Here is an 11387-nt window from a genome sequence, read left to right as displayed (position 1 = left end):
GGTTTGGGGGAGGGTCGGATCAGGCGCCGGCGCCGTGGGTCGGCGGCACCGGCCAGAAGTTCTTCTTCTTCTCCAGCGCCGCCAGGCGGCGCAGCGCCGGGCTCAGCGCGGGGAAGCGGTAGCGGGCATACATCAGCGCCTCGATCATGTTCCGGCGCAGCACCAGGCGGCGGACGGCGCGCCACTGCTCGGGGGGCAGCAGGCGGCGCAGCGTCAGCGCCATCGGCAGATGCGGCAGCGCGCGGTACAGCCGCCGCCGCTGCCCGCGCACCAGGCTGCGGTGGTAATGGTCCGCCGGATGGTCGCCACGCTTCAGCAGCACTTCCGGCAGCTCCAGGTACTCGCCCTCCATCAGCGTCAGGGCCAGGACAATCCAGTCGTAGCCGAAGACGTCGATGCCCTCGGGGAAGCTGCGCTGCAGCGCAGCGGTGCGGTAGAGCGAGTAGAAGCGCGAGGCCTCGCCGGGGTTGCGGAAGAATTCCACCAGCCGCGCCGTGGCCGGGCCCCGCAGCGCCTCGGTGCCGCCGGAGGGGCGCGACCCCTCCGGCCCGATCATCGTCACCTTCGAGCCGCTGGCGATGGCCTGGGGGTGGGCCATCAGCTGCGCGTGGTTGGCGGCGATGAAATCGGGCGCCCAGAGGTCGTCGTGGCAGGCCCACATGAAGAAGGGCGTGGTCGCCGCCATCAGCACGTAGCGGAAGTTGCCGCAGATGCCGCGGTTCTCCGGCTGCTGCACCAGGGTGACGCGGCTGTCGCGGGCGGCGTAGTCGGCGCAGATGGCGACGGTGTCATCGGTGGACTGGTTGTCCGAGATGATCAGCCGAAAATCGCCTTTGCTTTGGCCGAGCAGCGAGTCCAAGGCGACCCGGATTTCCTGCCCGCCATTGCGGACCGGCATGCCGATGGTGACGTCCGGTTCAGGGCGCATGCCCGGCCTCCAGCTGGGATAAGGAATCCGGGACGCGCCGCGCGTCGCCCATGAATTCCGGCCGGAAACGTAACCAAAAAACAGGTTCCGTCCAATATAAAATCGCGAGCCTCTCGAATAATTCTTCGGCATCTCGAGACCAGGATGGATTTTCATCGAATTTACGTGATGTTTTCGCGGTAGTTCAATTTGAGACCTGGCGAGGAAAGGCGGTTTTCTCTTGCGACAATTATGCATTTCCAACGTCATTACGTCTTGCAAATAGCAGCGACCCAGGCATTTAGGCGACAGGCGGTGGTCGCCGGCCGGCAGCCTCAGCGCGCCGACGCAGGATCGGAGAGAAGGCATGAAAGCGGTAATTCTCGCAGGCGGGCTCGGCACTCGCCTGGCCGAGGAGACCTCGGTGCGGCCGAAGCCCATGGTGGAGATCGGCGGCCGGCCGATCCTGTGGCACATCATGAAGACCTACGCCGCGCACGGCATCACCGACTTCGTCGTCTGCCTGGGGTACCGGGGCGAGGTGATCCGCGACTATTTCCTGAATTACGGGATGCAGAGCGCCGACATCACCGTCGACCTCGGCCGCGGCGCGGTGCAGGTGCATAACAGCCGCGCTGAGGATTGGCGCGTCACCCTGGTCGATACCGGGGCCGACACGCTGACCGGCGGACGGCTGAAGCGCGTGCTGCCGCATGTCGCCAATGACGACGCCTTCTGCATGACCTATGGCGATGGCGTCGGCGATGTCGACATCACCCGCGCCATCGCCCTGCACCGCGCCCAGGGGCGGCTCGCCACCCTGACGGCGACCCAGCCCGAGGGCCGCTTCGGCGCGCTGCGCATCGAGGGCGACGAGGTCAAGGCCTTCAAGGAGAAGCCGAACGGCGACGGCGCCTGGATCAATGGCGGCTATTTCGTGCTCAGCCCGAAGGTCGGCGACTATATCGACGGCGACCAGACCACCTGGGAGGACGAGCCGATCGAGCGGCTGGTCGGCGACGGGCAGCTGTCCGTCTTCCAGCACCACGGCTTCTGGCACCCGATGGACACCATCCGGGACAAGACGCACCTCGAGAAGATGTGGAACTCCGGCAAGGCGCCCTGGCGCGTCTGGGAAAACTGAGCCATGCGCATCCTGATCACCGGCAACATGGGCTATGTCGGCCCTGTCCTCGTCCGCCACCTGCGCCGCCGCTATCCGGCGGCGCATCTGGTCGGCCTCGACCTCGGCTGGTTCGGCCATTGCCTGACCACCAGCGACCCGCTGCCGGAGACGGCGCTGGACGAGCAGCGCTTCGGCGACGTGCGTGACGTCACCGCCGCCGACCTGGCCGGCTTCGACGTCGTCGTCCACCTCGCCGCCGTCTCCAACGATCCGATGGGGCTGCGATTCGAGGCGGTCACCAACGAGATCAACCACGAGGCCAGCGTCACCGTGGCGCGCGCCGCCGCCGAGGCCGGCGTCGGCCATTTCGTCTTCGCCTCCAGCTGCAGCGTCTACGGCTTCGCCGATGACGGCCGGCCGCGCACCGAGGCGGACACGGTCAATCCGCTGACCGCCTATGCGCGCTCCAAGATCGCGACCGAGGTGTCGCTCAAGGCGCTCGACAACGGCGCCATGACCATCACCTGCCTGCGCTTCGCCACCGCCTGCGGCATGTCGCCGCGGCTGCGGCTGGACCTGGTGCTGAACGACTTCGTCGCCGGCGCGCTGGCCAACCGCGAGGTCAGCGTGCTGAGCGACGGCACGCCCTGGCGGCCGCTGATCCATGTCCGCGACATGGCGCGCGCCATCGACTGGGCGGCGACGCGGCCGGCCGAGAATGGCGGCGCCTTCCTGACGCTGAATGTCGGCTGCGCGGCGTGGAACTTCCAGGTGCGCGAGCTGGCCGAGGCGGTGGGCGCCGCGGTGCCCGAAGCCAGCGTCTCCATCGCCGTGGCGGCACCGCCCGACAAGCGCTCCTACCGCGTCGACTTCGAGCTCTACGGCAAGCTGGCGCCGGACCACCAGCCGCAGGAGACGCTGGCCGGCACCATCGCCGAGCTTCGCGACCGGCTGGGCGAGGAAGGCTTCGCCGACCCGAACTACCGCAGCTCGTCCGCGATCCGGCTGGTGACGCTGGAGAAGCTGATCCGCAGCGGCGCGCTGACCGAGAAGCTCGAGACCACGAGGGCGGCCGCATGAAGTTCATCGAGACCAAGCTGAAGGACGTCTACATCCTGGAGCTGGAGCCGCGCGAGGATGAGCGCGGCTTCTTCGCCCGCGCCTATTGCGAGCAGGAATTCGCCGCCGCCGGCCTGTCGGCCAGCCGCTTCGTGCAGATCAACAACAGCTTCAACCGCAAGGCGGGAACGCTGCGCGGCATGCATTACCAGCTGCCGCCGGCGGCCGAGGTGAAGGTCGTCCGCTGCCTGCACGGCGCGCTCTACGACGTCATCATCGACCTGCGGCCGGACAGCCCGAGCTATGGCGACTGGCTCGGCGTCGAGCTCTCGGCGGAGAACCGGCTGTCGCTCTACGTGCCGCGCGGCTTCGCGCACGGCTTCATCACGCTGCGCGACGACACCGAGACGCTCTACCTGGCCAGCGACGCCTATATGCCCGGGCAGGAGCGCGGCCTGCGCTACGACGATCCGCGCTTCGGCATCGCCTGGCCGGCCGAGCCGGTGAGCGTCTCCGACAAGGATCTCAGCTGGCCAGCCTTCGACCCCGGCTTCCACCGGCCCGAAGCGCTGCTCGGCCTGCGTTGACCACACGGCCTCAAGAGGGGATGCGACATGATCTATGACAGGTTGCTCCGCGAGCGGGCCGCCGCCGGCACACCGATCCGCGTCGGCATGTTCGGCGCCGGCTTCATGGCGCGCGGCATCGCCAACCAGATCGTCAACTCGGTGCCAGGCATGGTGCTGTCGGTGATCTGCAACCGCAGCCTCGACAAGGCGCGCCACGCCTTCGAGGTCGCCGGGCTGGAGGAGGTGGTGGAGGTCGCCGACGATGCCGGCCTCGCCGCCTGCATGGCCGCCGGCCGCCCGGCCATCACCCAGGACCCGCTGCTGCTCTGCCGCGGCGACCTGGACTGCCTGGTCGACGCGACGGGGGCCATCGATTACGGCGCCATGATCACGCTGGCCGCCATCGAGCACGGCAAGGACATGGTGTCCCTGAACGCCGAGCTGGATGGCACGGTGGGGCCGCTGCTGAAGCGCAAGGCCGATGCCGCCGGCGTCATCTTCACCGGCTCCGACGGCGACCAGCCGGGCGTGCAGATGAACCTTTTCCGGTTCGTCCAGTCGATCGGCCTGACGCCGCTGCTCTGCGGCAACATCAAGGGCCTCCAGGACCCCTATCGCAATCCCACCACCCAGGAGGGATTCGCGAAGAAATGGGGCCAGGACCCGGCGATGGTGACCAGCTTCGCCGACGGCACCAAGATCAGCTTCGAGCAGGCGATCGTCGCCAATGCCACGGGCATGTCGGTGCTGCAGCGGGGCATGACCGGCATCACCCATCCCGGCCATGTCGACGAGCTGACCCAGCACTACGACATCGAGGCGCTGCGCGCCTGCGGCGGCGCGGTCGACTATACCGTGGGCAGCAAGCCGGGGCCGGGCGTCTTCGTGCTGGCGACGCATGCCGATCCGAAGCAGCGGCACTACCTCAACCTCTACAAGCTCGGCGAGGGGCCGCTCTACAGCTTCTACACCCCCTACCACCTCTGCCATTTCGAGGTGCCGATCTCGGTCGCCCGCGTGGTGCTGTGCCGCGACCCGGTGCTGCAGCCGCTGGCGGGCCCGCGCGTCGACGTGGTGGCGACGGCGAAGGTGGCCCTGGCCCCGGGCGATGTCATCGACGGGCTCGGCGGCTACAAGACCTATGGCCAGGCCGAGCGCTACGAGGTGGCGCGCTCGCAGAACCTGCTGCCGATCGGCCTGGCCGAGGGCTGCATCGTCAAGCATCCGCTGCCGCGCGATGCCGTGCTGACCTATGACGATGTCGAGTTCCCGGCCGAGCGGCTGATCGACCGGCTGCGCGCCGAGCAGGACGCCATGTTCGAAATGGCGCTCTGACCGCCGCGGCACGACGAGGCAGGGGCCCCGCGCCGGATGGCGCGGGGCCCCTTCCTCATTCCGGCGGCGGCTTCGGCAGCAGCGGCACGCCGATCATGCAGCGCACGCCATCGGGGAAGAATTCCAGGCTGGTCTGCGCCTTCAGCTGATAGGGCAGCGCGCGCTCGATCAGCTCGGTGCCGTAGCCGCGGCGGCGGGTGCCGTCATCGGGCGGCATGACGACGTCGCGCTCGCGCCATTCCAGCCGCACCATCTGCTGGTTGCCGATGCTCTCCACCGTCCAGACGACGGAGAGCCGCGCCTCGGGCTGGGTCAGCGCGCCGTATTTCACCGCGTTGGTGGCCAGCTCATGCAGCGCCAGCCCGACCGCCTGCGCCGCCGGCGCCGGCAGCGCCACGGCCGGGCCCTCGATGCTGATCCGGCCATTGCCCAGCGCGCCGCTGCCATGCGCGGTCAGCTCCGCCATCAGCAGCGCATGCAGGTCGATGTCCTGCGCGTCGCTTTCCGCCAGCAGGCTCTGCACCCGGCCGAGGGCGGAGAGCCGCCCCTTGAACTCGGCGGTGAAGATGTCGAGCGAGCTGGCATTCTGGATGGTCTGGATGGCGATCGACTGCACCACCGCCAGCAGGTTGCGGGTGCGGTGCTGCAGCTCGGCCAGCAGCACCTGCTGGCGGCCCTGCAGGCTGCGCAGGTCCTCGATGTCGGTCATGGTGCCGACCCAGTCGCCGCGGTCGCCGCCATCCGCGCCCCTGGCCTCGGCGTGGCGCGCCTCCGCGTGCTTCACCTCCACCGGGCGGGCGCGGGTCTGGTGCCAGCGGTACTGGCCGGCCTCGGCGCTCCAGACGCGGTGCTCCATGTAGTACTCGCCCCGCTTGCCGGCGCGGTCCCAGGCGGCGCGCGTCGCCTCGCGGTCCTCGGGATGGATCGCCTGCAGCCAGCCGAAGCCCTGGCTCTGCCGCAGGCTGAGCCCGGTGAAGGCGAGCCATTGCGGGCTGGCCCAGCTGCGCTGCCCGTCGGGGCGGGTGCGGAAGACCAGCTGCGGGATGCTGGTGGCCAGCACGCGGAAACGCTCCTCGTTGCGGCGCAGCGCCTGCTCGGCGCGGTGCTGCTCGGTGCGGTCGCGCACAATCTTGACGAAGCCCTGCTGGCTGGCGCCGCTGCGGCCGCGCAGCGGCGTCAGCGAGGCGGAGGCCCAGAACAGCGCGCCATCCTTGCGGCGGTACCAGCGCTCGCCGGCGGCCAGGCCCTCGGCCCGCGCCGTCTCGCGCTCCGTCGCCGGCACCCCGCCGATCTGGTCCTGCTCGGTGAACAGCAGGTCGGCGCTCTGCCCCAGCATCTCGGCGGCGCTGAAGCCGAACAGCCGCTCGGCGCCCAGGTTCCAGCTCGTCGCCGCACCCTGCGGGCCCAGGGTGAAGATGGCGAAGTCCGTCGCGCTGGCCAGGAGCCCCTCGAAGAGCTCCTCCCTCGGCAAGGGTGGCGGCTGCACGGGCTGGATCGGACCTTCGGTCACGATGTCTCCTCTGTCTCGGTCTGGCGCGCCTCTCGCGCGCCCGGCGCGGCGCCCCTGGTGACAGGGCCGCCGCGAGGTCGGTCCGGCGGGGGCGCGGTTTCCCGATGCTGTCTCCAGCTGGCGATTCTGCCCCTCCGCTGCATCCTTGCGCGAATTCTTAGACAGTTCCTAGAGGATAGTTCTTCTAAATCGCAGGCACAGACAGCGACGAATCATCCGGCCCTGTCCGTTGTCCCATGCAATCCAGCCGCGGCGCGGGAAAATTATTCGATGCCCTCAAGAAAATTTCGCTGTGGTCAGAACGGCTTTCGCGCGCTGTCGCGCTGGCCGGAGGATGGCCGTGAAACTGCCGCGGGATCGACGAATATCGTTGTCACGGCGGCAGCCTTTGCTAGCGTCCTGCTAGGCCGCGCCGTGGCGCCGCGCCGATGGAGACCCTGCCCGCATGATCCTGCCCGCATGATCCTGCCCGAATGATGCTGCCAGCATGATGGTGCCCGCCGCCCTTCGGGGCCGCGCGCTGCTGCGCCAGCTCGGCGTCGGCATGCTCGCCTTCGGCCTGCTGCGCCGCATCGGCCAGGAGAGCGTGGCCATCCGCGCGCTGCGCCAGGCCATCGCGCCCGGCGACTGCGTCTGGGATATCGGCGCGCGGTCGGGGGCGCATACACGCATCCTGGCGCAATGCGTCGCCTCGCATGGCACGGTGCTGGCCTTCGAGCCGCTGCCGCAGCGCCATCGCCGGCTGGAAGGCGCCGTCGAGGCGCGCGACAACATCCTGGTGCTGCCCTTCGCCCTGTCCGACCGCGCCGGCAAGGCCAGCATCCTGGCCGAGCAGGGCCTGGCCGCGCCGCAGGGCATGGCGGAGATCATCCTGGCCACCGGCGATTCGATCCTGGCCCAGGACGCCTCGCTGCTGCCGCAGCTGATCCGCCTCGACGTCGCCGGGCATGAGCTCGAGGTGCTGCTCGGGCTCAGCGGCACGCTGCGCCAGCCCGGGCTGCGGCATGTCGTCATCGCCCTCGACGGCCCGCCGGCGCGGCCCGGCCGGGTCGAGGCGCTGCTGCGCGGCGCCGGCTTCCGGCTGGACTGGCTCGACCCGCTGACGCTGCACGCCTCGCGCGGCTGATCCCCCCCCCTCTTTGCCAATGGCCACGCTGACGCTCAGGCGCGGCGCTGCGGGGCGCTGGCCGGCCGTCCAGGCAGGCCAGCCCCCAAAACGGCCTCAGCCGGCCCGAGGGCCGGCTGAGGCGCCGTAGCGCAGGGTGTCCAGGCGGGGCGCCAGCAGGATCAGCGCGGCAGCCGCGCCCTCTCGCTCGCCTGGTGCGCCTTGTACTGGCGCCAGCCGGCCAGCAGCGCGCTGAGCTGGTCGGCCTGGCTGGCATTGTCGCGGCGCAGCTTCTGCAGGCCGCGGCGCAGCGCCAGGATCGGATGCCCGGCCGGCAGGTCGGCCCCCGTCGCCAGGGCGTTCAGGAAGGCCGGCGACAGCTTGGGGTCGTCACGCTCGATGACATAGGCGCCATAGCCCATCACCGAGGAGCGGCCGTATTCCACCATCTTGCGGGCGAAGCCGCGCAGCTCCAGCAGCCGGGGGTTCTGGCTGAGGATCTCGTGGATCTCGGTCGCCGCCGCCCGCTTGCTGCGGATCGCCGGGGTCTTGCGCTCCAGCCGCCACAGCAGGTTGGCCATGGCCACGGCCAGGGCCTGGTCGCCGAAATTGCCCTCGGCGACCTGGCTGCGCACCAGGCGGCGCGGCTGCGCGTCGTAGGTGGCATAGGCCTCCTCCGGCAGGCCGCGCACCACGGGGGCCATGATCTGGCCCTGCGCCGCGATCACCGCCAGCAGCCGGTGCTGGCCGTTGATCAGCAGCCCGCTGCGCGAGAAGCAGATCGGCTGGCCATTGGTCAGCCAGCGGCCGCGGCGGATGTCGCGGGCCAGGGCGTCGACATGCGACTTCACCGGCCGCCGGCCGGCGACGTTCATGCGCAGATAGCGCATGGCCTGGCTGGCATCGATCGCCTCGACCCGCATCTCGGCCGGGGAGGCCTCCTCCTCCAGCGCCGGATCGGTGCCGTCGGCCTTGCCCGCCTGCAGCGCGGCCAGGCCGCGATAGCCATCGAGCTCCGGGAAGGGCTCGGCAGCGCCCTGCGCGCCGGTCCGCTCGACCCAGGTCAGCCGGCGCAGCGGCTCGGCCCGCAGCAGCGCGTTCAGCGCCTTGATCGACAGCGCGATCAGATGGCTGTTGCTCAGGCCGCCACGCTCGATCTCGTGGCGCAGCAGCACGCCCGGCTCATGCGGCGGCCATTGCGCCGGATACTGCACCGCATGCAGCAGCCGGTCGGTCAGCCCGGCATTCACCTGGTGGCCCATGAACAGGATCATGGTGCGGACCGGTTCCGGCAGCGGCGAGCCGGGCATCGACAGGCTCTGCGCCAGCGCCTTGCGATGCGCATCCGTGTTGGCCAGCAGCTGCTCCAGCTGGGTCCAGGAGGCGCGCGGCGCCAGCGGCTTGGTCATGTTGCCCTCGTCGTAGCGGACGAGGCGCATCAGCAGATTGGCCAGCAGGTGGTGGTTGACCACCCCGCGCGGCCGCAGGATGCCTGACAGCGAGCGCGGGCGGTGCTGGTCGATGGTGTGGAAGGCGGCGTCGTCGACGCCCTCGACCACCAGGGTGTCGAAGGCGGTCTCCGCCTCGATGCAGGCGGCCAGGCGCTGCACGCCGTCCAGCAGCACGCCGCCCTGCGACAGGATCAGCGGCATGCCATTGGCGACCCAGCGGCCTTCGCGCATGGCCTCCGCATAGGCACGCACCGTGGTGTCGATGCGGCGCGCCTGGCTGTGCTGGCTCTGCAGCATGGCCTCCGCCGCCTCGGGCGCCAGGCGCAGCTGGCGCAGGCGCAGGCTGGTCTCCGGCAGCGTGTCCTGTCGCAGGACGCGTTGCCAGCGGAAGGGCTCGTTGCCACCCGACATCTGGGTGGCGCCGGCGCCGCTCATGGAGCCACCTCGCCGCGCGGCGACGCCGGCACGATGGCGGCGGCCAGGCAGGGGAACTTTAGTCTTCCTGGGCTGCTCCGCGGGGTTGCGGCGCCAGGACGGGCGATCGAGCACATGAATTTTTCTCCGGCGTCATTCAATCGGCCGTGGAAAAGGTGGTCTGGCCGGCGCGGTTTTTGCTGCCATGAGGGCTTGCCCCGTCGATATGCAGTTTGCCAAATAGTTTAAACTACAAAACGGCGGTATAACGGGATCGTGAAGCAGTTATTCTCGCCATCATAGGTTATTTGCGCGCGGCTTTACTTCCATGCCGGGAATTTCTTGGCTTCCCAACAACCTGGCCCGTTGCATCGCCTGTGTCTCAGGGACCGGTTTCAAATCATCCGGCCTCGCTTCCTGGCGCGGCAGGGCCGCCCTCCCCTTCCATGCGGCAGCGCACTGCCAGGGGAAACCGGCGCCGATTCCGCTGTGCAGGTCACCGATCTCGTGGAAACCGTGGCAATTGAGCGGCTTGTCACAGATTTTGCAGAAAGGGCTTCAGAAAAACCTGCGAAGCACAGGGTTCGCTGATTTTTATGTCTCAATTTGGCGCTCCAGTTTCTCGCAAGAAAGGTTCACGAGTTCGTGGAAGCTTGGGCACAACGCAAAGCCAAGTTAATCGGCCTTTAATGGCCATTTTTGCCGACAAATGTGTACTGCCACGTAGTTTTTTCATGAGCTGCCGATTGGTAATGGCGAACCGGTCGCATGCGTCAGGCTCCGTCTCCATAATTAGATTTCGGAATGAAATTGGGCGTAAACCACGCCATCTCCCTATTTTTGCACGTTTGAACAAATGTCGGAGGAAAGTGCGGTGCCGTCACGGGTTTTTGCGGCAGAGGGTCACCCTCCGCTTCTGGACCGGTTACGCATTCCAGAAAATCGCAAACCCGCTCCGCCTGCGCCCTTTTCGTCGCGACAAATCGGGGTCCCCATAGGGTGCAAGTTCCTGTTGCGAGACAGCGGGAACGGACGATCCGCCGGGGGAGAAAATCCACATGCCCATGTTGGACGATCTGCCGGACGAAGTGCCTGACCGGATGCGCCGCGGCCCCCGCCACTCGCATCCGTTGCTGTCCCCCACGCAGGAGTTGATGAACTCCCTGCACCACAACCGAGCCTTCAGGAGGGCGTCATGACGCTCAAGCGTGGACCTACCCATTCCGACACCGCCATGGGTCGCGAGATCCGCCAGTGCCGCCGCGCGGCCGGCATGACGCAGAAGCAGGTGGCGGCGATCATCGGCGTCACCGGCGCCCAGCTGCACCGCTACGAGACCGGCACCACCCGGATCGCGACGACGCGGCTGATCGCCATCGCCAATGCGCTGGGCGTGCGCCCCGACAGCCTGCTGGCCGCGGCCTCGAACGCCGTGACGCCGGAGCTGGTGACGCCGCTGCCCAACACGAACGAAGAGATCATCGCGCTGATCCAGATGTTCGGCAGCATCCCCGACCCGCGGCACCGCAGCGCGCTCGTCGCCGTCGCCCGCATGATGTCGAGCCCGAACGCGCCGCAGCCGGTGCTGGAAGAGGTGCAGTGACGGCCAGCCACCCGCTGCCTCGCTGCGCCTGCACGACCCGCCTGCGGCCGCGGCCCTTCCAGGCTGCGGCCCCCTGCCCGCGGTGACGGCCGAAAGGCCCGGCACGCGGACCAACGGCCGCGAAGATCGCTGTCGTCTACGATAGGGAATGAGAACTGCCAGGATCGCCGGCGTGCCCGGTCCGACGCGGCGCAAGGCGCCACGGGACCCGAGGCCGGCTCGCAGGACTGTCGAGATCGACGACCTGCACGGCATCCTGGTGGAATCCCCCTGACGCGGCGCGGCCGATCGCGCCGCCCCCCCCGGCC

The 11387-nt window shown here is 69.0% G+C and carries 9 protein-coding genes; 6 read left to right on the top strand and 3 right to left on the bottom strand.

Annotation, left to right across the window (positions count from 1 at the left end):
• Window positions 1–19: 19 nt before the first annotated feature.
• The gene (locus tag GVN67_RS25295) at window positions 20–928 is read right to left on the bottom strand and encodes a glycosyltransferase family 2 protein (RefSeq protein WP_160000092.1); all 909 of its coding nucleotides are present in this window, start codon (window positions 926–928) and stop codon (window positions 20–22) included.
• A gap of 346 nt (window positions 929–1274) precedes the next feature.
• Between GVN67_RS25295 and rfbF the strand changes: the two genes are divergently transcribed.
• From rfbF to GVN67_RS25275, 4 genes are read left to right on the top strand one after another with little or no spacing between them, the layout of a single operon-like run.
• Entirely contained in the window at window positions 1275–2051 is a 777-nt protein-coding gene (gene rfbF / locus GVN67_RS25290; protein ID WP_160000091.1) for a glucose-1-phosphate cytidylyltransferase, read from the top strand.
• A 3-nt stretch (window positions 2052–2054) separates the two neighbouring features.
• Window positions 2055–3113 (top strand): NAD(P)-dependent oxidoreductase, encoded by a 1059-nt coding sequence (locus tag GVN67_RS25285; protein WP_160000090.1) that lies wholly within the window; start codon window positions 2055–2057, stop codon window positions 3111–3113.
• A complete protein-coding gene (gene rfbC, locus GVN67_RS25280) occupies window positions 3110–3679 on the top strand; it encodes a dTDP-4-dehydrorhamnose 3,5-epimerase (protein WP_160000089.1) in 570 nt (189 codons plus the stop codon). The genes GVN67_RS25285 and rfbC overlap by 4 nt, the downstream gene beginning before the upstream one ends.
• A gap of 27 nt (window positions 3680–3706) precedes the next feature.
• Window positions 3707–4996 carry an NAD(P)H-dependent oxidoreductase gene (locus tag GVN67_RS25275; RefSeq protein WP_160000088.1) on the top strand — a complete coding sequence of 430 codons (1290 nt, stop codon included), beginning with the start codon at window positions 3707–3709 and terminating at the stop codon, window positions 4994–4996.
• Window positions 4997–5051: 55 nt separating this feature from the next.
• On the opposite strand, the gene GVN67_RS25270 is transcribed toward GVN67_RS25275, so the two are convergent.
• Entirely contained in the window at window positions 5052–6506 is a 1455-nt protein-coding gene (locus GVN67_RS25270) for a PAS domain S-box protein (protein WP_160000087.1), read from the bottom strand.
• Window positions 6507–6993: 487 nt separating this feature from the next.
• On the opposite strand from GVN67_RS25270, the gene GVN67_RS25265 reads away from it, so the two are divergent.
• Complete coding sequence (locus GVN67_RS25265; RefSeq protein WP_160000086.1) at window positions 6994–7632, top strand: FkbM family methyltransferase; 639 nt, start codon at window positions 6994–6996, stop codon at window positions 7630–7632.
• A gap of 161 nt (window positions 7633–7793) precedes the next feature.
• Here GVN67_RS25265 and GVN67_RS25260 read toward each other — a convergent pair whose 3' ends face one another.
• A complete protein-coding gene (locus tag GVN67_RS25260) occupies window positions 7794–9497 on the bottom strand; it encodes a hypothetical protein (protein WP_160000085.1) in 1704 nt (567 codons plus the stop codon).
• Between the two features lie 1174 nt (window positions 9498–10671).
• On the opposite strand from GVN67_RS25260, the gene GVN67_RS25255 reads away from it, so the two are divergent.
• Window positions 10672–11079, top strand: a complete 408-nt coding sequence (locus GVN67_RS25255) for a helix-turn-helix domain-containing protein (RefSeq protein WP_160000084.1) — start codon at window positions 10672–10674, stop codon at window positions 11077–11079.
• Window positions 11080–11387 lie beyond the last annotated feature (308 nt).

It is taken from the genome of Roseomonas sp. 18066 (assembly GCF_902706185.1).
Taxonomy (GTDB): Bacteria; Pseudomonadota; Alphaproteobacteria; order Acetobacterales; family Acetobacteraceae; genus Pseudoroseomonas.
The sequence above is the reverse complement of the archived record's forward strand: the minus strand, read 5'-3'. Positions and strand labels throughout refer to the sequence as shown.